The organism is uncultured Ruegeria sp., from assembly GCF_947500045.1.
Lineage (GTDB): Bacteria > Pseudomonadota > Alphaproteobacteria > Rhodobacterales > Rhodobacteraceae > Ruegeria.
In genome coordinates this window covers 95,295-120,922 of record NZ_CANMQQ010000013.1, presented here as the reverse complement: position 1 = coordinate 120,922, position 25,628 = coordinate 95,295, and the positions used below count along the sequence as shown (strand labels likewise).

At 56.8% G+C, this 25,628-nt stretch carries 20 protein-coding genes; 17 read left to right on the top strand and 3 right to left on the bottom strand.

Annotation, left to right across the window (positions count from 1 at the left end):
• Positions 1-5: 5 nt before the first annotated feature.
• Positions 6-2,126, bottom strand: coding sequence for a serine/threonine-protein kinase (locus Q1B46_RS18620; RefSeq protein WP_299950380.1), 2,121 nt, complete (start codon positions 2,124-2,126; stop codon positions 6-8).
• 144 nt (positions 2,127-2,270) lie between these two features.
• Here Q1B46_RS18620 and tssH point away from each other — a divergent pair, with 144 nt between their 5' ends.
• The 5 genes from tssH to Q1B46_RS18595 are packed head-to-tail and all read left to right on the top strand — an operon-like array spanning position 2,271 to position 9,278.
• The gene (gene tssH / locus Q1B46_RS18615; protein ID WP_299950379.1) at positions 2,271-4,982 is read left to right on the top strand and encodes a type VI secretion system ATPase TssH; all 2,712 of its coding nucleotides are present in this window, start codon (positions 2,271-2,273) and stop codon (positions 4,980-4,982) included.
• Between the two features lie 9 nt (positions 4,983-4,991).
• Positions 4,992-6,092: a DUF2169 domain-containing protein gene (locus Q1B46_RS18610; protein WP_299950378.1), complete on the top strand. Its 1,101-nt coding sequence runs from the start codon at positions 4,992-4,994 to the stop codon at positions 6,090-6,092.
• Entirely contained in the window at positions 6,089-7,132 is a 1,044-nt protein-coding gene (locus Q1B46_RS18605; protein WP_299950377.1) for a 3-oxoacyl-ACP synthase, read from the top strand. The genes Q1B46_RS18610 and Q1B46_RS18605 overlap by 4 nt, the downstream gene beginning before the upstream one ends.
• A gap of 50 nt (positions 7,133-7,182) precedes the next feature.
• Positions 7,183-8,361, top strand: a complete 1,179-nt coding sequence (locus tag Q1B46_RS18600) for a PAAR-like domain-containing protein (RefSeq protein ID WP_299950376.1) — start codon at positions 7,183-7,185, stop codon at positions 8,359-8,361.
• Between the two features lie 11 nt (positions 8,362-8,372).
• Positions 8,373-9,278, top strand: coding sequence for a hypothetical protein (locus Q1B46_RS18595; RefSeq protein WP_299950375.1), 906 nt, complete (start codon positions 8,373-8,375; stop codon positions 9,276-9,278).
• On the opposite strand, the gene Q1B46_RS18590 is transcribed toward Q1B46_RS18595, so the two are convergent.
• Both Q1B46_RS18590 and Q1B46_RS18585 read right to left on the bottom strand, forming a co-directional pair.
• Positions 9,265-9,618, bottom strand: coding sequence for an FIVAR domain-containing protein (locus tag Q1B46_RS18590; RefSeq protein WP_299950374.1), 354 nt, complete (start codon positions 9,616-9,618; stop codon positions 9,265-9,267). The two genes, Q1B46_RS18595 and Q1B46_RS18590, sit on opposite strands and share 14 nt — an antisense overlap.
• A gap of 11 nt (positions 9,619-9,629) precedes the next feature.
• A complete protein-coding gene (locus Q1B46_RS18585; protein WP_299950373.1) occupies positions 9,630-10,043 on the bottom strand; it encodes a DUF6484 domain-containing protein in 414 nt (137 codons plus the stop codon).
• A gap of 229 nt (positions 10,044-10,272) precedes the next feature.
• On the opposite strand from Q1B46_RS18585, the gene Q1B46_RS18580 reads away from it, so the two are divergent.
• From Q1B46_RS18580 to tssM, 12 genes are read left to right on the top strand one after another with little or no spacing between them, the layout of a single operon-like run.
• Entirely contained in the window at positions 10,273-11,409 is a 1,137-nt protein-coding gene (locus Q1B46_RS18580; RefSeq protein WP_299950372.1) for a type VI secretion system ImpA family N-terminal domain-containing protein, read from the top strand.
• A gap of 19 nt (positions 11,410-11,428) precedes the next feature.
• Complete coding sequence (gene tssB / locus Q1B46_RS18575) at positions 11,429-11,965, top strand: type VI secretion system contractile sheath small subunit (RefSeq protein ID WP_299666531.1); 537 nt, start codon at positions 11,429-11,431, stop codon at positions 11,963-11,965.
• Positions 11,966-11,967: 2 nt separating this feature from the next.
• On the top strand, positions 11,968-13,476 hold the full coding sequence (gene tssC, locus Q1B46_RS18570) for a type VI secretion system contractile sheath large subunit (RefSeq protein ID WP_299950370.1): 1,509 nt from the start codon (positions 11,968-11,970) through the stop codon (positions 13,474-13,476).
• Between the two features lie 25 nt (positions 13,477-13,501).
• The gene (locus Q1B46_RS18565) at positions 13,502-13,981 is read left to right on the top strand and encodes a type VI secretion system tube protein Hcp (RefSeq protein ID WP_299666537.1); all 480 of its coding nucleotides are present in this window, start codon (positions 13,502-13,504) and stop codon (positions 13,979-13,981) included.
• A 20-nt stretch (positions 13,982-14,001) separates the two neighbouring features.
• Positions 14,002-14,721 (top strand): type VI secretion system baseplate subunit TssE, encoded by a 720-nt coding sequence (tssE, locus tag Q1B46_RS18560; RefSeq protein ID WP_299950367.1) that lies wholly within the window; start codon positions 14,002-14,004, stop codon positions 14,719-14,721.
• The gene (gene tssF, locus Q1B46_RS18555) at positions 14,721-16,598 is read left to right on the top strand and encodes a type VI secretion system baseplate subunit TssF (protein WP_299950365.1); all 1,878 of its coding nucleotides are present in this window, start codon (positions 14,721-14,723) and stop codon (positions 16,596-16,598) included. Before tssE ends, tssF begins: the two co-directional genes overlap by 1 nt.
• Positions 16,562-17,614, top strand: coding sequence for a type VI secretion system baseplate subunit TssG (tssG, locus tag Q1B46_RS18550; RefSeq protein WP_299950363.1), 1,053 nt, complete (start codon positions 16,562-16,564; stop codon positions 17,612-17,614). The genes tssF and tssG overlap by 37 nt, the downstream gene beginning before the upstream one ends.
• Positions 17,611-18,921 (top strand): type VI secretion system-associated FHA domain protein TagH, encoded by a 1,311-nt coding sequence (tagH, locus tag Q1B46_RS18545; RefSeq protein WP_299950361.1) that lies wholly within the window; start codon positions 17,611-17,613, stop codon positions 18,919-18,921. The genes tssG and tagH overlap by 4 nt, the downstream gene beginning before the upstream one ends.
• A gap of 5 nt (positions 18,922-18,926) precedes the next feature.
• Positions 18,927-19,373, top strand: coding sequence for a type VI secretion system lipoprotein TssJ (gene tssJ / locus Q1B46_RS18540; RefSeq protein ID WP_299950358.1), 447 nt, complete (start codon positions 18,927-18,929; stop codon positions 19,371-19,373).
• 23 nt (positions 19,374-19,396) lie between these two features.
• The gene (gene tssK / locus Q1B46_RS18535; RefSeq protein WP_299950356.1) at positions 19,397-20,737 is read left to right on the top strand and encodes a type VI secretion system baseplate subunit TssK; all 1,341 of its coding nucleotides are present in this window, start codon (positions 19,397-19,399) and stop codon (positions 20,735-20,737) included.
• Positions 20,734-22,089, top strand: coding sequence for a type IVB secretion system protein IcmH/DotU (gene icmH / locus Q1B46_RS18530; protein WP_299950354.1), 1,356 nt, complete (start codon positions 20,734-20,736; stop codon positions 22,087-22,089). The genes tssK and icmH overlap by 4 nt, the downstream gene beginning before the upstream one ends.
• 2 nt (positions 22,090-22,091) lie before the next feature.
• Entirely contained in the window at positions 22,092-25,625 is a 3,534-nt protein-coding gene (tssM, locus tag Q1B46_RS18525) for a type VI secretion system membrane subunit TssM (RefSeq protein WP_299950352.1), read from the top strand.
• Positions 25,626-25,628 lie beyond the last annotated feature (3 nt).

Below are 25,628 nucleotides of genomic sequence, written 5' to 3'. Positions count from 1 at the left end.
CAACCTTAGGGACGGGCATCAATGATCCGGCTGGCAACACCGATGATCTCTCCTTCGCGACCATCAATTGCACCAGCCAGCGCCTCTGCAACCGAAGTTACGCTTTCATCGCGGGGACGGCGCAGATCGAACAAGTTCGAACGGCTGAGGATCGCGATTACTTCTGTCTTTCCGTAATCACCCTCGTTGACACGGATCGCCAGGCGCGAGTTGTCTTCCTTGAACTCTTCGATTGAATGAAGAACCCGCACTTGCCGAACCCCATTCTTCATCTCGCCCAAATTGGCAATGTCATGGTCGGTCCGGTTCACGTTTGGCAGCACATGGAACACTGTGCCCGTATTGTCGACGACCATGACCCACAAAGAACCCTCGGTTATCGATTCCGGCATATGCACCTCGACCACCGGGTTTTCACTGGTGCGAAAAACACCACTTAACGACGGCGCGCCAGTGGCACCATCCCCCAGCCAGATCGACAGGTTGGCAGAAGGGACATCCGGTAATACCGCACGAATTGCACAGAGTTCTTCGTTCAGTACAGTTGTGTCGAAACGCAGGTTCCGGTCGCCGATAACAGGACCCAACGCACGTTTGATATTATCCTGATCCGATCCGTTTGCCAGATCGCCTGTAATCGTAATGGTATCGAACAACGGATAGGTGCCATCCGCCGTGGCCGAGGCCTGCAGGGGCCCACAACTGCCTAGACGAGACAACGACGTCTGCAGCGCGGCGCGTGAGAGAACTCGGGGGCCCGCGACGATGTCCTGCGTGATCTGAATGCCGGAGGTGCTGGCTAACTGCTCCAACTGCGCCGCAAGCGCACCACGAGCAGAGATGCTGGAGGCAACCCCGTTCAGGTTGGCACGGGAATCCGACACCGAAAGCTCCCAGCTTTCCAGATTGCCGGCAAGGTTCAAAAGCTGGCTCATCTGCGCCGGCCAATCCGGATCAGGGACACCATCGGCAAGGGTGACCGCACCTTCAGCCGCCTCAAGCCCTGTCGCTTGTTGAAACCCGCCAAGGATGAGATCAGCCCCAGCCTGATCCGGTGCATAGCTGCTGAGCACAGCGCTACCGTCTGGTGCAGTGCCCACCGTCAACTCGTAGGGGCTGGCCAATGGCAGAGGTGGTTCGAACAGCGCATCAAAAACACCTGCTACCCAAAGACCGCCGAGCGCTGCAATCAGCGCGACAGGCAGGCCGATCAACAGGCCTTTGCCCGTTTTCTTCGTGTCGCGCGTGCGTGCTGGTCTCCGGGACCCACCGCCGCGCCCAGGTGAAGAACCGGATCGCCCGCCTGCAGGCTTCAGCACCCCGTCAAGCCAACTTAGTGCCTCAGACGCATCGTCGGGACGATCGTCCAAATCAGGTGCAGACAACCATTCGATCAACCGCCGCAGATCATCACCGAGCCCTGACGTGTCCAGCGGTTGTTGCTTTCGGCGAATAATCTCGCCGGGCGTGGAACCGGGAAATGGTATTTCCTGCCGCGCCGCCGCCAAAAGCGACGCCCCAAGCGAATACAGGTCTGTCCTGCGTTCGGCGCGCCCTTCCAATTGCTCGGGCGCGGCGTATTCATATTTACCCGCAAACTCATTGCCCACGATCGTACGTGCACCTGCGGTCGTGTCTTTGGCGATACCAAAATCGATAATCGTCGCCCGTTCGGGGTCATCGTCGCGCAGGATGATGTTGTCAGGGCTGAGATCGCGATGCACAATACCATTGTGGTGCACCTGTACCAGACCTTCCAGCACCCGATGCGCTACGATCAACAGTTCCCGGTCTTCGACCCGGCGCTCCATCATCAGATCGTTCAGTGAGGTCCCGTCGACAAACTCCATAACCAGAAACACGTGGTTCTGGTCCGACATCGAGCATTCCGAATAGCGCACCACGGCATCATGCACGATGTTGCGCATCTCTTCCTCGCGCTTCATCAGCTCGACATAATCAGCGTTACCCGAGAATTGTGAGTTCAACGCCTTAATCGCCACCTTGCGATCCACAACCCGATTACGAGCCAAATAAACCTCGCCGGTCCCGCCCCGGCCCAGAACGCCCAGAATCTCGTAGGTATTGTTCAGAACCTGACCGGTCTGAAAAATGTCACCTGGCATTGGATCTATCATCAACGCGCCCCGCGGAATCTAAGCCATTGTCAAAACTATCGATTCAATTCCGGATTTAGATTATACTTAATCAACTATACCGATTTGTTTTTTTCAGAGAATTTAAAATTTTTCGAAATTTGGGGGCAGTATATGGCACCACACAGATCTCAGGAAACCGTCAAGCGTAAAGAACTTGTCGGCAAGCTTAATCCGATCTGTCTTACGGCGTTTTCAGGCGCGGCGCAGGCCGCGAAGCGACGCGGAAACCCTTATGTAGAACTTGTCCATTTCATCACTGGTCTAGCGGATTCTGAACGGTCCGACATGGATATCCTACTGGATGCAGCGGGTGTCGACCGTCACAAACTGACTGGCGACATGTTGCGGGCCACCGATGCGCTGCCACATGGAGCCAGCTCAGTCGAGGAGTTCTCGGACCATATTTTCCGCGCCATTCAAGAGGCCTGGAATTTCGGGTCGCTGGAATTTGGTGATGACACTGTGCGATCGGCCTATGTGTTGCTGGGCGCATTGCAGGTTCCGGTGCTTGAAGGGCTGTTGTTCAAGATAAGCCTTGAATTTGACAAGCTGGACCCGGCAGCATTGGCGGCACAGCTTGACGATCTTCTGGCCGCCTCGCTGGAACGGACTGAACCCGAGGGGGCGTCCGACGCGCCACGCAAACCAGCCCGCAGCGGCGAGTCTTCACTTGAGAAATATGCGACCAATCTGACCCAACGCGCACGCGATGGGGCAATGGACCCGGTTGTCGGACGTGATCCAGAAATCCGTCAGATCATCGACATCCTGATGCGCCGCAAGCAAAATAACCCGATCCTGACCGGTGAGGCAGGTGTTGGCAAAACTGCAGTGGTCGAAGGGTTCGCCCAGCGCCTGGCGCGCGGTGACGTGCCGCCGCAACTGCGGAATGTAGACCTGCACATGCTGGATATTGGATTGATGCAGGCCGGGGCCTCGGTCAAGGGCGAATTTGAAAAACGCCTGAAAGCCGTGATTGACGAGGTACAGAGCTCAGATACACCTATCATCCTGTTCATTGACGAGGCACATACGCTGATCGGCGCAGGGGGTGCGGCGGGAACCGGTGATGCAGCCAACTTGCTAAAACCGGCATTGGCACGGGGCGAACTTCGCACGGTCGCGGCCACGACTTGGGCCGAATACAAACAACATATCGAACCCGACCCTGCCCTCACCCGCCGCTTTCAAGTAGTCAAGATCGATGAGCCCTCCGAAGACAAGGCAATACTGATGTGCCGGGGCGTGACGGGTGTGCTGGAAAAACACCATCAGGTCGAAGTGCTGGACGAGGCAATCGAAGCCTCGGTCAAACTTTCGCATCGTTACATTCCCAGCCGCCAATTACCCGACAAGGCGATCTCGCTACTGGATACGGCCTGTGCACGGGTGGCGGTATCGCAACATGCCACACCGGCCGAAGTTGACGACATAGAACGGCGTCTGGCCGCGCTGGAGATCGAAGCCGGAATTATCGATCGCGAGGGCGAGATCGGCATCGATATCGACGAACGCAAATCGGATGTAGATGCCGAAATCGCAGCGGCCAAAGACCAGCTAGAGGCTGCCAATACCCGGTGGGAGGCGGAACAGACACTGGTCAAGGATATACTGGAGCTGCGCGGCCAGCTGCGCGCTTCGGGCGCTGTGCTGGATGAAACCGGTGCCGAACTTGAGGCCGGCGAGGATGAGCCGGAACCTGATCCCGCTGAAACTGAAGCCGTACCTTTCGATCGTGAGGCGGCGCTGACAGAGCTACGCCAAAAGATGGCCCAACTGACCGAAGCGCAGGGCGAGACACCGCTGATCCTGCCATCAGTCGACAAGCAGGCCGTAGCCGCCGTAGTGCAAGACTGGACCGGTATTCCCATGGGCAGGATGCTGTCCAGCCAGAGCGAACGCGCGCTATCCTTGGCCTCGACCATGGCAGAACGTGTCGTCGGTCAGGACCACGCGATGGAGATGATCGCCAACCGCATTCAAACCGCCACCGCTGGACTTGGCGCACCGGAAAAACCTGTTGGAGTATTTATGCTGTGCGGTCCTTCCGGGGTCGGAAAAACCGAAACCGCATTGGCTTTGGCCGATCTGATGTATGGCGGCGAAGGCAACCTGATTTCCATCAACATGAGCGAGTTTCAGGAAGCGCATACCGTCTCGACCCTCAAAGGTGCGCCGCCGGGATACGTCGGATATGGCAAGGGCGGTATCCTGACCGAAGCCGTGCGCCGCCGCCCCTATTCGGTTGTTCTGCTAGACGAGGTTGAAAAAGCCCATTCCGACGTGCACGAGATTTTCTTTCAGGTCTTCGACAAGGGCATGATGGATGACAGCGAGGGGCGCCGGATCGACTTCAAGAACACCCTGATCCTGCTGACATCGAACGTCGGTTCGGACGAGATCATGGCAATGACTGACGATGGCAACAAAGACGCTGATATGGAAGATCTGACCGCAGCGCTGCGCGCGCCGCTGCTGAACGTGTTCCCCGCTGCTTTGTTGGGACGCGTGGTCACTATCCCTTATTATCCGCTGTCGGATTCGATGATCGAAGCCATCGCGGGGCACAAATTGCGCGGTATTGCCAAACGGCTGGGCGAAGGTTACGGCGCTGAATTGACTATTGATCCCAGCGCGATGCAGGTGATCAAGGACCGCTGCACCGAGATCGAAAGCGGTGGCCGCATGATCGATGCGATCCTGACCAATACCCTATTGCCGGAACTGAGCCGCCAGATCCTAAACTATTCCCTAGAAGGAGCCGAATTGGAGTCGGTAACCATAGCTGGCGGCCCGGACGGGTTCACCTATACATTCAAATAGGTGTCGAAGATGCTGGTTTACAACAAAACCAACTTTGTCTTCGGCATCACGATGGGCATGGACGTGGCCGGGCGCGAATACCTGTCACTGGTGGTCAAAGGCACGTTCGGCTTTCCTGACCACTCGGACCAGCCTCCAGTACCGATGCCAAAACAGACCCCTCTGGTGATGGCGGATGAGTTTGGCGGCGAACCGGGATATTCGGCCACCACATGGGAGACCGACTATGCCTTTCGCAAGGGCCGTTGCGATGTGGTTCTGAACGGGGCGGCCTATGCGCCGGGCGGCAAGCCTGCCGAAAAGGTACAGGTCGGGCTGAAGGTTGGCGCAATGGCAAAGACCTTCAATGTCACCGGCCATCGTGAATGGCAGGTGGTTGGTCCCGCAATTACTGCGACGGATCCTGTTCCCTTCACCCGTGCACCCTTCAGCTATGACACCGCATTCGGCGGCGCCTGCACGCTGGACCCCGATGACGCACTGCCCCCTGTCTACCTTGCCAACCCGGTTGGACAGGGGTTTGCCAGTGTGAAAAATCAATCGCATCTTAGCGGTACACCCCTTCCAAACACTGAAGAGATCGGAGCACCTGTCACCTCGCCCTATGAAGACTACAGACCCATGGCTCTGGGTCCGATATCGCGCGTTTCACCTGAACGGCAGCGCTTTGGCGGAACCTATGACGATGACTGGAAAGACAATGTGTTCCCGTTTCTGCCCGCTGATTTTGATGAGCGGTACTATCAACAAACCGCGTCCGACCAGCAGATCGACTTTCCTGTAGGCGGAACACAGGTGGTATTGGTCAACCTGACACCACGCGGCAAAGAGGCGTTTTACCTGCCTGACACCCGATTACCGCTGACTATCTGGCGCGACTGGGAAAAGGCACTGGAGACAACCGCGCTGCCCGACACACTGCTGATCGATGCCGAGAACAGGATGTTTTCGCTGGCGTGGCGGGTCGAAGTTCCCATCCGGCGTGTCATCACCGAGTTCACAGAATTTTGGATCGGCACGCCTTCGCGCGGGCAGGTGCGTGCCAAGCAGAAGGGCAAGACCTACATGCCTAGCGCGCCGAACCGCCTGTCCGGCGAGGTGGCGATGTGACCAAAGGCGTCAATATCCTGTCCGCCGGAATGGTGACGGCAGTTGGACTGAACTGTGCCGCATCAGCCGCCGCCATGCGGGGCGGGCTGGACGGATTTCAGGAAACCGACTTTCTGGCCGCCGATGGAGAATGGCAGCTGGGCGCACCGGTACCCTTACCGCGCAACTGGGTTGGAGAAAAACGGGTTGCCCATCTGGCCGCAGGCGCTGTGGTGGATGCGCTCGACGGCTTTCAGGCCGAGGTTAGAACTCTGACCGTCATACTATGTTTGGCAGAGGGGTCGCGCCGCGGCGCACCCGTGCGCGACCCAGACACCTTTGCCCGCAAACTGATCGAGTTTTCTGGCCTGCCCCGACAGACCAAATTCGAAACCGTCGAATATGGCCGGCCTTCAGGCTTTGTCGCATTGGAACGTGCAGGGCGGATATTGCGTAAGGATCCTAACAGCCATGTACTGATTGTTGGTGCCGACAGCCTTTTGACCGGCCCCACGATTGCCGAGTTCATCCGCGCTGAACGCCTATTGAACGGGAACAATGCCAACGGCTTAATTCCCGGAGAAGCCGCCGCAGCACTGTTGTGTACCGGTGGACCGCCGACGCAATTAGCTATGACTGGCCTCGGCCTGAGCCGAGAGCTGGCCTATCTGTACAACGAAGAAGAACTCCCCTTGCGCGCCGATGGCATGACCAGCGCCTATCGTGAAGCGCTGGAGATATCAGGTATCGCCTTCGACCGGATCGATTATCGTATCTCCGATCTGACGGGCGAGGCCTATTTCTTCAAACAGACCGCTCTGTCGATGCAGCGGCTGCTGCGTGAACATCGAGAGCTGCAAGAGCTTTGGACCCCAACCGAATGTATCGGAAATGTCGGGGCCGCCGCCGTTCCGATCATGATCGCTTGGGCGTTGGAAGCAGCACTCAAACATTATGCGCCCGGCAATCCGGTGCTGATCGAGGCGTCAGGGGATGACGGAACCTGCGGCGCTGCAGTATTCTTTGCACCCGACACTTCGGCGAAGGTGGGCGCCGCATGACCGTCTTCGCCAACAATCTGGAAGTGTCCTGCAAGAAGCAGTCCAACAATGTGATCGCCGCTTTCCCCGACGTATGTTTCACCCCACCACAGGCCCCACCAACGCCACCCGGCGTACCAATCCCCTACCCTTCATTCGGCAGTGATGGCGACACGGACAAGGGCACCGGGACCGTCAAGATCGGCGGAGAGACGATCAATCTGAAGAACAACTCTCATTTCACCAAAACCACCGGAACCGAGGCCGGAAGCGCCAGCAAAAAAGGCATTATCAGTTCGAAAAACACCGGTAAGGCCAAATCGCAGGCCTATTCGATGAATGTGAAAGCGGAAGGCAAGAACATCTGCCGGTTTTCGGATATCGAGACGAACAATCATGGATCACCGCCGAACGCACCGCCATGGCCGAAGATCGGGCAGCCGTGGGTGGTGGATCCTAATAATCCCTGCGCCGATGATATCCAGAAGATGCAGGAAGGCTGCAAAGACTACAAAAATCTTGATGAGGCTTGCGACGCTGCAGGATTGAGTCTTTCCCCGGGTGTAGACAACACCAGCCGACGTTCGGATGAAACAATTTCACACAAGGCCGGCGGGGCCGTATTCGTTGGGTTGAAGGCATCGACGGACTTGGCAGCGGATGAAAACCGGGTGAACAAGGAGCGAATGAGAGACTCTGGTGCTGCTCGCAAGAACCCCTGTCTTGCAGCAATTAAGTGCAAGCTGGTTTCAAAAAAGGACGACGAAAAGGGTGAGTGCTGTGGCAAACAGACAGGTCACCATCTTGTTCCCGAATCCAGTTTTTCCGTGGATGGGAAAGCTTTACCTGGAGTTAGCTATGATGCCAAGGCCGCGCCATGTGTTTGCGCCGAAGGTGCCACACATAACAAGGGCAGCCATGGATTGATGCACAACGATATGTACTGCGAGATTCTTGACAATGCACTGCCTGCTAGTGATGCAAAGAATCCTCTGAATTGCCATTCGCTTACTTATGGTCAGATGCGCGACAAATCGATTTCATCAATGAAAAAGGTTTTCCCAGAATCCGGTTGTAGCCCTGCCTGCATCAAGGCGCAGCTCGACGCATTTCATGAAAAGGCGGGGGTTTCTGAGGACACACCACTTCGCGCAGACAAAAACCCAGGCCGTCCAGCTGTCGAAGCAAGGCGTATGATCGACAATATCCAATCCTATCTCGACAAGGCCATGAAAATGGCTGGCGGCTGAAGAGGCAACACATGCGACCAATTCTGGATGAATTTACTCTTACCTGCGGGGCTGCCAAGGACGATATTACGCTAGCATTCTCTTGTGTGATCGACAAACTGGCAGGCAACAAGGACGAACCCCATGCTGCACTACTGGAAATGCACGACGGAACAGTCAAGGCCATCGGAAAGCGCAATCACAGTGTCGTTTCTGTCTGTTACAGTAAAGGCGCCCAGTCAGGCCCGGCGTTTCTAGGCGATTGGGGGAAATTCATCTATTTTCTTGATGGTGAGCCAATCGAAGAAGAGATTACACTGGAACGTGGACCGTTACGTAAACTTGCCTGGATTGATGGTGCATTCTACGCCTCTGGAGCATCAATGCAGGTGTTTCGGCGAGACGGTGTTAACCAATGGACGGACATAAGCCCATCAGAAAAGTTGCGCAAAGAATTTGCACACCAAAACCTCGAATCCATTGCTGGAAATAATACTCAGGAACTTTATGCAGCCGGTGAATTCGGTGTTGTCTGGCGCTATGACGGTACTGAATGGCATCCGGTTCAATGCCAGACGAATGCCTGTTTCTACACTATCTTATGTGCGAATGACGGTCGTGTTTACGCTGCTGGGCAGAACGGCACAGTGTTGCGTGGCAAGCAAGATGATTTCGAGCTCTTGTGTAGCGAGCCCGGAATAATCGATATCTGGGGAATGGCTGAGTATTACGGGAAAATTTATTTGGCCGGATATACCGCGTTGTTCCTTCTGGATGTTGAAGATGAACTAACGCTTATTCCGGAACCACTTAAAATTGCCGACAGTTTTTCAGAGCTTTCTGTAGGAGGGGACACGATGTGGTCGCTTGGCATGAAAGATGTACTAATATTCGACGAAGAATACTGGTTGAAATTCGATCAGGTTACGATGGCTTAACTTCGTCCAACTTCTCAACCAGATAAGCCCTGACCCCGTCCAAATCCAGATCGGCGATCCAAACCTTTGCGGCGTTAGGTTGCAGCATCCTCAGCACAAACAGCTCACCTGGTTCGGGATACTCGTCGAACCGTTCTTGCGCCACGCGCAAACCTTCTTCACCTGCGACGCGTAACCCGTCGATATGCGCATTCAGGCGTTCCACCACGCGGTCGATACGCTCTTGATCCATATCCGGGTTCTCATCCGGGTTGAGAAGCGCGTAATCGTATATATTCCACAGATGCGCCGCCTCTTCTGCGTGCTGACGGACGATATTTTCAAGGATTGGAATCGTCACCGCTCTGCCGCTCAGTTGATGTTGACCGAACCACCGCGGATGCGGTTGGAGGCTGTGGCATGGTTAACCAGATAGCTGCCGCGAATGGTGATGTGACCATCGGCTTCCATGATGATCGACGCCTTGCCGCAGCGCAGCTCGATCCGTTCCTTACCCGTAACACGCACATGGTCGCCGTCTCGCAGCACTTCCGTCCCTTCGTCCGGTTCAATGATCCGACCTAGGATCAGAGGGCGATCGACCTGTCCCCTTTCAAATTGCAATGCCACTTCGCATCCGACGTGATCGGCATCCAGTGCAACCAGACTGCGCGCAGCAACCGGATGATCCAGCGGGTTGGCAGGATAGGCCACCAGTGGCACGCCATTCTCAATCCCCTGAATGACACCGATCATTATTCCATCGATCTGCTCTGTCACCTGCATGGAGCCCTCCGGCGTAAATGGCGTTCAGTATCACATGAAATCGCGTCGCTCACCAAATGCAATTTCGAAATTGAAACCCGCTTCCTACAGTGCCTGAAACGGTGTTGTCGCTCTGGTCTCTAGTTCACACAAGTATGACCATATCATGTGATATGGTGATTTTATTGCAAGAATCGAATTGTTTTGCGACACTTTGAACATTGTTGAACATGAGTTTTTAGGCAGTTGTATGGATTTTGAAGTCCTTCTTGAGCCGTTGGAAGGTGACAACCCTTCCGGTGCGGAGTTAAGAAACGACCCGCGTTTTCACGCGATCGAACGCCTGCTTGAAACAGCGGCGAAGACCAATCGGGTGCTGCCTGACGGCACGCTCAACCCTTCTGCTTTGCCAACAGACTGGTCGTCGGTTGAAAATGACGGTCTCGAGTTGGCGAAGACCGGACGCGATTTGCGGATGTTGAACGTTCTGATCCGCGCCGGAGTTGCATCCGACAGTTTCGAAGGCCTCTCGGCAGGTCTTAAGATGCTGGATACGACGCTGGATACATACTGGGATAATCTAAACCCCCCGTTGCGTGACCGTGATACGCCACAGGCCCGCGTTCAGCCCAGGCAGAATGCAATCAATCAACTCGAGAATGATGACAACGGGTTGCTGGGGGATCTGAAGTTTTCAATCGCGCTCAGCCCCCGCGGCATTGGCCCGCTGACCGGGGAAGACCTGGCTGCCGCAACGCTAAGCGTGTTCGATGCGCAGGCGAAATATGCTGGCGCGACCGAGGCGGAACTGGCTGATATTGCCACCAAGCACGAGGCCCGCGTAGGGCGCGTCAAGGCCGGAACGCGGGCGTTGGCCGCCGAGGAACCCGAACGCGCTGAGGCGTTGGTTGCGGCGTTGAATCAGGCTCAGGAAACGCTTGGTTCGATCTGCACCCGGTTCAACTCATCGGCGGGATACGAAAAGGACCCTGGTCTAAGCCTAAAAGAGCTTGGCGAATTTCTGGGTCAGGTGCAAACCACGCTGGAGGTGGCAATGTCTGATATGAGTGACGCCGCCGATGAAAGTGCAACAACGACCCCGCAACCGCAGGCCACACCGCAAGCGGCAGCCCCTGCCACCGCGCCTGCCAGTATCGTGGCACCGGGCGCTGTGAGTTCCCGCGCCGATGTCGAGCGATGTCTCGATGGCATTATCGCATTTTACGAGCGCACCGAACCCTCAAGCCCGATCCCACATTTGGCCCGAAGACTGAGGCGCATGGTTCCTATGGATTTCATGGACCTGATGGAGGAAGTCGCTCCATCAGGCCTGAAAGAATTTCGCAATGTTGCAGGCGTGGAGGACGCCAAAGGGAGAAAGTCTTAAAACTTCAAAGGAGTTCTAAATGTCTGAAAGTAAGCAGAAAGTCATCGAGCGCAATCGCGCCCCAAGGGTGCAGATCGCTTATGACGTTGAACACTACGGTAGCCCCACAACGATCGAACTGCCCTTTGTGATGGGTGTCATGGCTGATCTGGCAGGTCAATCGGAAACACCTGAAGCCAAAAAACCAGTGGGTGAGCGCAATTTCGTAGAAACCGACGCGGGCCGTTTCAACAAATTTATGGAAGCCCTCGGCCCTCGTGTAAAAACCCGCGTTCCCAATACTCTGCCTTCAGCCGATGGCGAGGAAGCGGACGAAGAGCTTTATGTCGATCTGACTTTCGCCAGCATGGGGGATTTTACCCCCGATAAGATGGCGTCTCAAGTTCCGGCGCTAAACGAGTTGCTGAAAATGCGCAATCAGCTGGAAGAGCTGCTTGGGTATATGGACGGCAAAGTCGATGCAGAGAAACGCATTGCACAACTTCTGAACAATGAACCGCTTCTGGCGCAGGCCGCCGAAGAAGCCCTGAAGAACGCTGAAAGCGAGGAGGGTTAAGCATGGCTGAGAAAGAAGCACTGGCTGCCGGAGGCGCCGCAGCGGCCGAAGAACTGGATCTGGGTGAATTTTCTGATCTGCTGGAAAAGGACTTTCGCGTCAAAGACAGCGAAAGCGACAAGCTAAAGGGATTGGTGGATAATCTGGCGATCGCGGCCAAAGATCGGTCGGGTTCGGCCACGATCTCGGGCAATGCCATAAAATCGATCAAGTCGCTGATCGCTGGCATCGACGGTTTGCTAACCACCCAGATGAATGAAATTTTGCACAATGACGACGTACGCCAGATGGAAGGCACCTGGCGCGGATTGCATTATCTGGTGAACAACACCGAAACGGATCAGAAACTGAAGATCCGGGTGATGAACATCAAGAAAGAGGAACTGGGCGAGACGCTTCAGGACTTCGAAGGCCAGATGTGGGACCAGTCCCCGATCTACAAAAGCGTTTATCAGGCCGAATATTCACAATTTGGTGGTGAGCCGTTTGGTGCCATCATCGGTGCTTATGAGTTCTCGCACAATCCACAGGACGTTAGCCTGTTGCGCGAAATGTCTGGTGTCTGCGCGTCAGCACACGCGCCGTTTATCGCCGCGGCTGCTCCGCAGTTGTTCAAGATGGAAAGCTGGCAGGAACTGCCCAACCCGCAGGATCTGGAAGGCATCGTATCGTCCCCTGATTATGCCAGCTGGCAATCGCTGCGCGAAAGTGAGGATTCGCGCTATATCGGGCTGACCATGCCTCGCGTGTTGGGCCGCCTGCCCTATGGCGCGGACACTATACCGGTCAAAGGTTTTGACTTTGAAGAAGCCATAGACGGAAAGCATGATCACTATGTCTGGATGAACGCAGCCTTTGCGATGGGCGTGAACATCAACCGCAGCCACAAGCTGTATGGCTGGGGCACCCAGATCAGAGGTGTGGAATCCGGTGGTACGGTAACCAACCTGCCGGTGCACAGCTTCCCGACCGATGACGGCTCGATCGCGATGAAGTGCCCGACCGAAATCGCCATCGACGACCGGCGCGAGGCGGAACTTGCCAAGCTGGGGATGATGCCTGTACTGCATCGCAAGAACACTGATCTTGCGGCCTTTATCGGTGCCCATTCACTGCAGGATGACGAAACCCGCGCCGGGCGTCTGGTTGATCCTGATGCGCAGGCCAATGAACGTCTATCCGCCAATCTGCCCTATCTGTTCCCAGTCAGCCGGTTCGCGCATTATCTAAAGGCAATTGCACGCGATAAGGTAGGCACATTTAAGGAACGCTCGGACATGCAGGTTTGGCTGAGCGAGTGGATCAACCGTTATGTGCTGGCCAACCCGTCCATGGCCGATGACAAAGCCAAGGCCAAGCGACCATTGGCGGCGGCAGAAGTCCGGGTGGACAGCGTCGAAGGGCGCCCCGGCTACTATAACGCCCGGTTTTTCCTCAGACCACATTACCAACTGGAAGGCATCAACGCGAGCTTGCGGCTCGTGTCCGAATTGCCTTCCGTCAAAACATAGTTCTTTATTTTAAAGGAGTAGTCCCATGCTAACTGGATATATGAAGATCGAAGATATTCCTGGTGAAAGCCTGAATGCTGAGCACGAGGAAGAGATCGATGTCCACTCCGTCGAGTGGAGTATCAGTCAGGGCGCGGCTGCACAGACTGGCAGAGGCCGCTCGCAAGCCCGGGCAATAATGGGTGCGGTCACAGTCGCAAAATTCTACGATGCGTCGTCCCCCTATCTCGCGCTGGCGTGTATGCAGGCCAAGAGTTTTGATGAGATCACGATTGCAGTGCGCAAGGACTCGGGTGATGCGCATCTGGATTATCTGATCATCACAATGGAAAACGTCGCGATCTCGGGTTACGATGTCCTGCCTACCCCGCACGACTCTCTGACGATCGAAGAAACCGTCTCGCTGACCTGTGAAAAGATCAACATCAAGTACACAGTTCAGGCCGATGATCACAGCGCAGGAGATGAGCACGAGATCGAATACGATATCGCCGCTGGCGTCTGATCAGGAGGACCGAGCAACGCATGTCCACCCTGATACCTGGCATTTCGGCCCGACAAGAACGCGTTCAGCCGTCCCTTTGGGATCGGCTGGTTGACGAATTGCCAGGAGTTCTGGCCGAAACAGACAGTCTGCGACAGGAACTCAGCCGAGAGCTGGGACGGGATACCGATCTGGATCAGATTGTTCAGGGTGGCGCGCGCGCGGTCGAACAACAGACGCATCTCGATGATGCGCAACGACAGAAGCTGCATGCCTTTGTAGCCAAGATGCAGCAACGCCAACGGCTTGAGGAACAAGGCGTCGTTGTTGACGCGCAAATCCTGCGTGAAGCGGTGCGCCGGGATATTGAAATGCTGTTCAACATTGAGCGGATGGAGGCTGATTTTCTCCTGTCGGATCTGGAACAGATGTCAACCCAAACCACTGGTGAACAGCTGGCGGATTTTCCTCAGGTGCGCAGCTCGGTTCTTAACTTCGGGGTGCCATCCTTTTCGGGCCGGCGCGGTTCGGATTTCGACAAAAGTGAACTTGAAAGTGAAATCCGCCAGGTTCTGCATTTCTTTGAACCACGCCTGAAGAAAAACACCGTTCGTGTTAAAGTGGACATTAACGACAAGACGGGTCTGCGGGTCATCATCGACGGTGTTCTTCTGCTGTCGCCCGTGCCCGAACGGCTGCGCCTGTCCACGGCAATTGATCTGGACAATGGGCAAGCCTCAACTACGCTGGAAGAGATCTGATGGATCGTGCATTTCTGGCATATTACGAAGAAGAACTTACACACATCCGGGAACTGGCCGGAGAGTTTGCCGCGATCCATCCGAATGTGGCGCGTAATCTATCGATTGAAAGCGCCCCCTGCCCCGATCCTTATGTGGAACGGCTGCTGGAAGGCGTTGCCTTTTTGGGCGCACGAACGCGACTGAAAGTCGATGGCGAGGCCAGCCGCTATGTGCGCAACCTGCTGGATACGCTTTACCCCGATTTGGCCGGTCCCAGCCCCGCCATGTCGATGGCGCGTCTTGCCCCTGGCCCTCAGATCGACAGTATGGTCGGCGGACACGAGGTTGTCCGTGGTACAAGGCTGGTATCGGGCCTACGCGACGGGTTGACCACCCGTTCAACTTTTACCACCGCTCAGGCGGTGCATCTGTGGCCGGTCAAGATTTCAAAGGTCGAATACCTACAGGATCCCGGCGCGTTGCGCGAAGCGGGGATCAAGGATCAACCCGGAACACAGCCGCAAGCCGGATTGCGGATCGAACTGACCCGCACCGGGCCGGGCTTGATGTCAGATCTAAATCTGGACAGCCTGGATATCTATTTTGGCACCAGCAGTCGTGCGGGTGCGATCTTTGATGCGATATTTGGGTTCGGACACCGGATGATGGTGCGCCCGGCCGATCGGAATGCCCGTTTTCAGCCAGCCCCAGCTCCGGCTATGGTCGGCATCTCGGATGATGAGGCGCTGACCCCCAAGGTGCGCCACGCGTTCGAAGGCTACAGATTGCTGCGGGAATACTTCCTGATGCCGGAGCGGTTTCACTATGCCCGATTGTCAGGCTTGTCGGGCGCAGTGGAAACTTGTACCGGAACCAGCATCGAGCTGGTGATCCTGCTGGACAAGGAACAACCCGCGCTCAACGATGTGAAGCCTAAGGATTTTCAGCTGTTCACCACTCCGCTGGTCAATCTATTCGAGCGCGAATGCAATCTGGTCCAGCTTGACCCACAAAAATCGGCGCATGTCGTTCATGCCGATCGAACCCGGCCACGGGATTATGAAATCTATCGCCTGATCCGCGTTGAGGATGCCGAAAACAGTGGCCCGCAAGCCCGCGTAACGCCGATATTCTCGGTCGAGCAGCGCTCGGATTCCGGGTATGTCTATTCAGTGGAACGGCGTCCGCGACGGCCCGGCGAAGATGAAATCAGACGCGGCCAAACTCGCACCAGTTATACTGGTGATGATCTGTTTATCTCGGTGACGCACCCGGCGGGGTTGACCAGTGGTGGTGGCATCAAACGTCTGGATATCCGGGCGCTTTGCACCAATCGCGATCTGCCCATACTCGACGACAACCCTGTATTGACGCTTGAAACTGGTGATCCGGTAGGGAAAGTCGATCTGCTGAGTGCCTTCAAACGCCCGCGCCCGTCCCTGCGATCCGCGCTGCCCTCGGGGTCTGGGTCCGAGCGCAAGATGGACGATCTGACCTGGCGTTGGATTTCACAACTGAGCCTGAACCATATCTCATTGGCCGCCGAAGGTCGCGACAGCGAACCCTTGCGCGCGTTGCTAATGCTATATGCCGACCGGGGTGATCCGACGCTCGAGCGTCATGGCCGGTCCCTGACACGTGTTCAGTCGCGTCCGGTGATCGAACGCATCAAGCGCCCCGGCCCAATCTGCTTTGGCCACGGGATGGAAATCACACTCGACATCGACGAAACGGTTCTGTCAGGCCACAGCACGCTGTTGCTGTCAGCCCTGCTGTCTCGGCTTTTTGCGCGCCACGTCGGCATCAACTCGTTTATCCGCACCCGTTCGCATCTGACCCAGCAACAACAGGAGATAGCATGGCCGATGACGCCCGGCACGCGCAGCCTGATTTAGCGGAACAAAACATCACCGAGATGGATTTCTTTCAGATGCTGGCGCAGCTGGAAACTGAAGGTCTAAGGTTTGGTCGCTCGGGCGGACCCGCAAACGAGCCCGCGCGGCTGGGGCAATCTCCACGGCAGGGATTTGCTACCCAAGATGTAGCCAGCCTGAACGTGCCGGAGGGCGGCGTGCCGCAGGTTTCAGTCAATGTTTTGGGATTGCTAGGTCCCGAAGGACCGATGCCGCTGCACCTGACCCGATGGGTGCGCGAGCGTTTGTCGAACCGCTGGTTTGCTGGCGACAATGCCGGCGCGTTGGCAGACACGTCCTTTCTGGACCTCGTCAACATGCTTCAGCATCGGATGCTGGCCTTCTACTGGCGCGCATGGGCCGATGCGCGTCCGGAAATCCACATGGCGCATGAGGACGGTGGGCGAGTAACTGCCATGTTACAGGCTCTGGCGGGGCTTGGCCTGCCCGGTACTTTGTCTGATGATGAAAAGCTCAATGATGCTAAACTGCGCCACGCAACATCGTTGGCACAGGAACGCCATAATCCGGAACGCCTGACCGCATTTATCGAATCCGTCATCGATGCGCCGGTGACGCTTGAAGAATTTGTCGGCGTTTGGATAGATCTGCCTGATGCACTGCAAACCCGTCTGGGTCAAACCCATTCGGGTCTGGGCACCGAGGCCGTTGTTGGCGCACGCAGCTTCGATCGTCTCTCTCGGGCCGAGCTGCGCGTTGGACCGCTGCGTTTCGATCAGTTTGCGGCGTTTCTGGAAGATCCGGATCTGTGGGAACGACTGTGTCATGCCGTCGTTTTTGCAGCCGGACGCGAGACTGAGTTCAACCTGCGTTTGATCCTGCACGCTGGTGACGTGCCTGAAGCCCGGCTTGGCACATGCCAATTGGGGCGCACAACGTGGCTCAATCCGGTTCCGGGCCGGGACGCAGATGATCTTTGCGTGCCGCGCATCACCGAAAACTGGGGGGATAACCCTGACAAGAAGGTCGCCGCATGAGCGTGACACTGACACTCGAAAGCGCACCTCACGCGCAAAGCGAAACGCAGAAAACCTATCTGGGTGGACAGATGGTGATCGGGCGTGGCGACGATTGTGACTGGCGGTTGGACGATCCTGAAATGTTTATCTCGCGCCGACATTTGATCCTGACCGATGAAAGTGGCGAGCTAACCGCACTGGATGCCAGTTCTGGCGGGTTGTTCATTGATGGGTCCAGCGAACCTCTGGGCACCGGCAACAGCGTCAAACTGGAACACCAGATGCGGTTGCGGCTTGGCGATTTCGTCATTTGCATCGACTTGCACGGGGCAGAAGTGCAAAAAGCCACTCAACCCCCATCATCCAGCGACACTTTTTTCGATTTCGGTACACCGGAGATGCAGGACAACACACCCAAGGAAAGGCCCAAGGACCTGCCTGATCCGTTCGGCACCAAAAGCACATCTGATGATTGGGGCAAATGGGCCGAACCGGACGAGCCCGCCCCACCGCCCCGTCCGCTGGATCAGCGCGACCCGTTCGAGCTTGACCTCAACGCTCGACCCGAACCCGTGCGCGCGCCTTCACCTTCTGTAAGCCGATATTTCGACGATGCGCCAGAAGCCGAGCCACGCAAAAATCGCGGCCCGGATCACGTTGAGCATCGGCCCGAACCCATGCCACCGATCGAAGTGACGCTTGACCCCGCCCCCAAGCCCGAACCATCGGTCAAGCCACAGCCATCCGTCGCAGAATCTGATCTGCGCGCTGCCCTGTTTCGGGGCCTGGGCCTGTCAGAGGAAGACGCCGCGCAGGCCACGACTGAGGAAATCGAGGCCATCGGTGCCCGCCTGCGCGAAAGCGTCGAAGGGCTGATGTTCCTGTTGCGCACCAGGGCGCAGGAAAAGCAGAAAATTCGCGTAGCACAGACCGTCATTGCCAACTCGGATGTAAACCCACTGAAATTCCTGGCCAGCACGGACGAAGCGCTTTTGTCGATCATTCGCGGCCGCGACGCCAGTTATCTACCCGGCGATCTGGCTGTGACTGGTGCCTATCGCGATTTGGCCGACCACCAGATTCGCACCTGGAAAGCCCTGCAAACTGCGCTGCGCCGGATGATCGACCGGTTTGATCCCGAAGAGGTTGAACGGGAAATGGAAGATACCGGTTTTCTGGAACAGATCGTGGCTGGCGGTCGCTCGGCCAAGATGTGGCAGCTATATCAGGAACGATATCAGGACATCGCCAAAGCCGCGGAAGAGCGGTTTTTGGGTGAGGTTGGCGCGGATTTTCGCGATGCATATGAAACCAAAGGGAGTTAGCAGAGATGAGACTGAACCGACGTATATTCATCGGCGGCGTCGCCGCGATGCTAACCATTTCAGCCTGTAAGAAACCAGGTACTCTGACTGTGTCGGCCCAAGGGATGCCCGGTGCCAATCCCGGGTCTGACGGGCAGGAACGCCCATTGACCATCTTTCTGCTGCAGATGTCAGGAACCGGTGCTTTTGACAGCGCAGATTTCTTTGCATTGCAGGACCCGACGGCTGCCTTGGGCAGTGAATTGGTCAAGGCCGATCAGATCGTTCTGACACCGGGCAATGTCGCGACCAAAACCCTTACCATGCAACCGGAGACAACGGTTGTTGGCATAGTAGCTGCCTTCCGCGATCCTGTAGGCAAGCAGTTCCGAGCCAAAACACCCGCACCAAGCAAAAATGCCGGAGTAATTCTCTCCGCCGGACCCTCGGGTCTGCAACTTCAGGACGCCTGAGCCGCATAAGGAGCCGATTGCGCATGACCGATAGCAACAAGGTGGTCTGGTCTGAAGGACTGTTCCTGCGAACGCAACATCTGCAGCAGCAAGATCGCCACCACGAATGGCTGACCCGCCGCGCAATCCGCGCCACACCACTGCAAAGCTGGGGTTTTGGAACCCTGACTTTGGATGGAAATGCTCTGGAGGCAGGGCTTGTAGGTATTGAGAAGGCCGAAGGTATCCTGCCCGACGGCACTGTCTTTACTATTCCTCACAGCACCGCTGCAGTACCACCTGTTCAGGTCAGTGCGGATACCGAAGCGGGATTGGTACAATTGGCCGTGCCTTTGGAACGGGCCGACGCCGCGCAGATTGATCCCAGCCATGCGGACCCTTCGGGTACGCGCTATCGCGGAGAGATCATAACCGTGCGCGATGCTATTCGTGGCGGGGCTGATCCCACCGACATGGAAGTGGCCCGTCTTGCCCCTCGGCTGTTGCTGCCCGGTGACGACGCCGCAGGCTACACCATATTGCCAATCGCGCGCATCAACGGGTTGAACTCTGACGGTGCCGTGACATTGGCTGCGGGGTTCCTGGCCCCTGCTCTGACGCTAGGGGCGCAGCCAGGATACGCCGCTTTTCTAAAGGAATTGGTAACCGGTCTTGATCGGATTGCAGAGGCGCATGGTAAAATGGTTCTGGGTGGCACCGGTGCATCAATGGAGAACCTGTTGATCTTGCAGCTAGCGAATGCTGCGCGACCCCGCATGGCTCATATCCTTGCGCAAAATAACATCCACCCTTCGGACCTGTTCATGGAGCTTTCCGGGCTGGCTGGCCAGATGGCTACATTTGGTTCATCCTCGCGCAGGCTGGCCGAATTCCCGGTCTACGATCACACAGACCCGCAACCAGCCTTCGATGCCCTGACCGACACGCTGCGGTCGCTGGTGCTGTCACTGCTGCATGTAGAGCCAAAATCGCGCGCGCTGGCCGTCAAACGGCATGCCGACAACATCTGGACGGTACGCATCGACAACCCCGAGATTATCGAAAGCAACCGCATCGTCATTCGTGTCGGTGGCGACATGTCCGAAGAGATGATGCGCAAGATTTTCATCAATCAGGCCACGGTTGGCGCCGCCAGTGATTTCGACGATCTATGGAAATCCAAGCTGCCGGGCATCCCGCTAAAGCCTCTTCATTCACAGCCGCGCGAAATTCCATATGACGGTGACAGGCTGTGTCTGGAACTTGACCGTAACTCGGAACATTGGGCGGCATTGGCCGACGCGCCAGGCTTTGTTCTGGGGGTGGCGGGAAAGCTGGAGCGAGACCCTGATATCGACTGCTACGCTGTGAGCCGCAAACCATGACAAAGGATGATCCATTTGGTCTGGGTCAAGATGCTGGCCGCACCCGCATTCGACCGGTGTCGAAAAAGCGCGAAGCCGCGGCGTCGCAACACGGCCATTCGGAAGCAACCGTGCCGGTTTCCGATGCACGGCTACGAGATGCGCGGGACTCGGACAATCCGTTCGTCAATGCGTTTTCTCCACTGCTCGGATTGGCGCCCGAACTTGAATCCGCCTCGGCCCCAGAAAATCCCGAGGTTCTGCGCGCCCGATTGTTGGATAACCTGACTTATGCGCGCGACAGCGCGGTTTCGTCCGGGCTATCGCTGGGCCAGGCCGACAAGGGTGCCTGGTTCGTTGCCGCCCTTCTGGACGACATTGCGTTGAACACGCCCTGGGGCGGTAATTCGGGTTGGCCAAGAATGCCGCTCGTGGCGGAACTTTATGGCAATGTCGACGCGGGTGAACGGTTCTTTGAACTGACTGAAGATCTGCTGCGGTTTCCCGAACGCGACCCGCATCTGACCGAGCTGGCGTTCCTCTGCCTGTCGCTAGGGTTTCGCGGCAAGCACCGCCTGACCGGGGCCAGCGGTGAGGCTGCGCTGACGCAGCTTCGTTCCCAACTGGCCCGGGCGCTGACCGATCGCGATGCCGACGACAAGGCTTTATCGCCCCATTGGCAGGGCGTTGTCGCCGATCATGACAATCCAGGATTCATCGTTCCGCTATGGGCAGTCGGCCTGATCGCCGTTGCCTTTATGGCCTTGGTTTATGTCGGTCTTGGCATTCGATTGTCAAACAAGGGCGAGCAGCTATATGCGCTTGCCGAGGTGCTGCCGCCACCCGAACGCGCATCTATTTTCCGTCCAATTATCGAGACCGTTAAAGAACCTGCCCCGATCCCCGAACCGCTGCTCTTTGAATTGTTGCCCCTGTTCGCACAGGCCGCGCCGACAGAGACCGTATCTGCGCTTTCCGGCCGAGAAGATGTCTCGCTGGCCATTGTGGTCATGCAGGCCACCAACCCCGAGGTATTTCGCTCGGCCAAAGCTGATCTGAACCCGCAATATACAACGCTGGTGCGATCAATCGCCAGCGTCATTCTGGATAATCAGGAGATCATCGGGAAACTGCGCATTGTTGGCCACACCGACAGCATCCCGGTTCAACGCTCCAATCCGTTCCAGTCCAACCAAGGCCTGTCCGAAGCGCGCGCTGCCAAGATAGCTGAGCTTCTGATCGCTGCCGGTGTCCCTGCCGATCTAATCTCAGTCGAAGGGCGCGCGGCGGCAGAACCTATTGCCGACAATAGCACCAAAGATGGCCGGGCCCGCAATCGCCGTGTCGAAATCATCGTGCAGAAGAGGGTCTGAGAATGGGCGTTGCCAAAGCAATCTTCGGCTTTCTCTTTTCCCGCCTGTTGTGGACAATTATCGGCCTGTGTCTGCTGTCGGCACTGATCTGGCTATTCGGCGGATTGCTGAAATTCGGCGAGACCGCGCCGCTGGAAAGCGACCTATCTCGGACTATTACCATCGGCGTCATCTGGATCCTCTGGCTACTGCGATTGCTGTACAAACAGATCAAAGCCGCGCGCGCCAATCGCATGTTTGTCGCCGAACTGGCCGCCACCCCACCGGAAGAACCCGGTGCACCGGGTGAAGAAAACATCGCCGAGGTCAACGCCAAATTCGCCGAGATCATGGATCAGATGAAACGGTCGAAACTGGGTGGTCGCAAATTCCTGCGCGATATGCCTTGGTATCTGTTCATTGGCCCCCCCGGCACCGGCAAGACAGCAGCATTGCGCAATTCCGGTCTGCATTTCCCGATCGATCTGTCTGATGATCTGAAAGGCGTCGGCGGGACCCGCAACTGCGACTGGTTCTTTACCGAAGAGGCCGTTCTGGTCGACACCGCCGGCCGTTATGTTCAGCAACAAAGCGATGCCGAGGTTGATGCCGCCGAATGGAAAGGGTTTTTGGAATTGCTTACCAAGCATCGCGGTCGGCGTGCGCTGAATGGTGTGATCCTGACCTTGTCGGTGCAGGAACTTGCAGGGTCCGAAGCCTCGATCCGTGAACATGGGCGAGAATTACGCAAACGCCTGATCGAGCTGCAGGACGAACTGGGCCTGCAATTGCCGGTCTATTTGATGATCACCAAGGCCGATCTGATCCCGGGTTTTGAGCCGTTCTTTGCGGATTTGTCCACGCGCGACCGCGAACAGGTTTGGGGTGCAACCCTACCCACCGATGCACGGGTGGACAGTGTTGCAATTGACCGCGAGACCCGCGCCCTGCAATCCGAATTGGAAGACCGCCTGATTGGGCGCATGAGTTCGGACCTGCCGCTGGATCAGCGCGGCGCAGCTTTCCGTTTTCCCAGCCAGCTGGATCAATTGAGCGGACCAATCAAACATCTGATCGACGCCGTTTTTGGTGAAAGCCGCTATGAGGACAGCCCGTGGCTACGCGGGTTTTACCTGACATCAGCCACGCAGGAAGGCTCACCCATTGATCAGATGATCACCGGAATGAGCCAATCATTGGGCCTGCCTGTCACACCCCCCAAACCCCGCGCGATGGGGGAAAAGCGATCCTTCTTCCTGCGCAATCTGCTGACTGAGGTTGTGTTCAAAGAGGCCGGGCTGGGCACATTCGACCCGCGTGCCGAGGATCGTCGGCGGTGGGTGTTCCGCGGCACACTGGCAGCTGCGACGCTGGTCACGGTACTGGCTGCTTTGATGTTCACGTTTTCCTATCTGCGTTACTCTGGCGGTTTGACCGATCAGGAACGGCAATTGACAAAGCTGAATGCAAGGCTGGCCAATGTCGCCGCGCGTCAGGCTCCGACCGATCCCTTGGATCTTGATTTGGCTCTGGATGCGGCCACTGAAACTGCAAATTCGAACAGCCCCGTGCAGACCGGGCTTATGACCATCTTCGGCCCCACAGCCGAGGCTGAAATGGGTAAGGCACAGTCTTTGGCCTATGACCATACGCTGCGCTACATTCTAGAACCGCGTATGGTGGCGACGCTGGAGGCGACGATGTGGCGCCATTCCCGCGATCCTGATTTTCTGCTGGGTGCTTTAAAAACCTATCAGATGATGACCGGGCTGGCCGCCTATGATGCAGATTTCATCGCTGAATGGTGGCAGGTGGATCTGCCTGAATATGCACCCATCGATGTTTTCCCAACGCAAGACGCCGTTGATCATCAGCTGGCCGCCATAGCCCGCATGGCCAATGAAGAAGACCGCATTGACCCCGATCCGGCGCTTGTGAACACTGCATTGGAAAGCATCTGCACAATCCCGCTTGCGATCCGGGCTTATCGGTCACTAATGCGGCAACCCCAGATTTCGGGGCTAGAGGAATGGATACCAGCCGAACATACCGGCCCCAATGGGACGCGGGTTCTGACACGGCTGTCCGAAAAAACCCTACGTGTGGGGCTGCCGGGTGCTTTTACCTATGATGGATTCCATAAAACCGTCCTGCCTGCTGTACCCGATGTGGCCGCACAGGCCATTCTGGACCGCGCTGTATTCGAAGGCGGATGTGCCGAAAGCTCGGAAACGACCACAACCCTGCTCGAGGCGGATATCCTGAAGCTGTATTACGACGACTATGTGGCCCAGTGGGACAGTTTCCTGCGGGATATCCGGCTGGCCCCGATCACCGATCTGAATACCGCGCGTGTCAACCTCAAGGATCTGTCCTCGGATGACAGTGCTCTCAGGCGCTTGTTGCTTGAGGTTGTGGCACAAACTCATCTGACCCGTGTTGAAGCCGCCGAGGGCGGCGGCGGACCACCCAAAGGGTTGTTGAACCTCGCGACCAAAAAGCTGGGCAAAGTTGGCAAACTGGCCAAAAAAGGATCCAAGATCGTCGGACCTGGCGGAGGCGCAACCGCCGCCTTACCCGGTGCGCCGGTAGCTGATCACTTCAAGCCCATTCGCAGTGTCGTGGAAGAAGTCGAAGGCCAACCACCGCTTATCGGTGACACAACCGTCGCGCTGACCGCTTTGTATAACGAACTTCAGACCGTATCTGCCGGGGCCAACCCTCAGGCAGAATTATTGGCGCGTGGCGGGTTGCCGGTTTTGACGGGCGCTATCGCAGACGAGGCGCAATTCCTGCCCGCCCCGATCAACGACTGGGTGCGCGGCATCGCAGGTGACACGATCGAATTCACACGCGAAGCAATAATCGCCGGGCTCAGCGCGCGGTGGCGGGCAGATGTGATGCCGTTTTGTATTTCTGCCACAAGGGGTCGTTACCCATTCGATCCTTCCAGTTCGATTGATGTGAATACCGCCGATTTCGCTCGGCTGTTCGGGCCCGGTGGCCTGATTGACAGTTTCACAGACAACCATTTGGCCCCATATATCGATACCACAACCCAACCCTGGAGCTGGCGGAATGATCTGGGTCTGGATCCGGCATCGCTGTCCCCGTTCCAGAACGCACGCGCCATGCGGCAGGCCCTGTTCCCCGGCGGTGCGGGTCCAGTAATGTCCTTCGCGCTGGAACCCAAAGACCTGTCGGCCAATGCAAGCCGCGTCACGCTAAGCCTGGATGGACAGACACTCAGCTATTTCAACGCGGCGGCGCGGCCGATGCCGATGACATGGCCCGGACCGGATGGCACAAACATGATCACGATAAGCTTTTCTCCGGTGGATGGCTCGACCGAAGTGATCACTTCGCAGACTGGCTCGTGGGCGTTTCTGCGTCTGATCCGGGCTGGACGTCTGTCGCCGACCACGCTGCCCGAGGTGTTCCGCCTCAGTCTTTCGGCAAGCGGATATAAGGCAGATTTTGATCTGCGGGCCAATTCAGTAGACAATCCATTTGATCTGTCGATGTTCTCGGGTTTTGACTGCCCAAGCGGGTTCTGATCG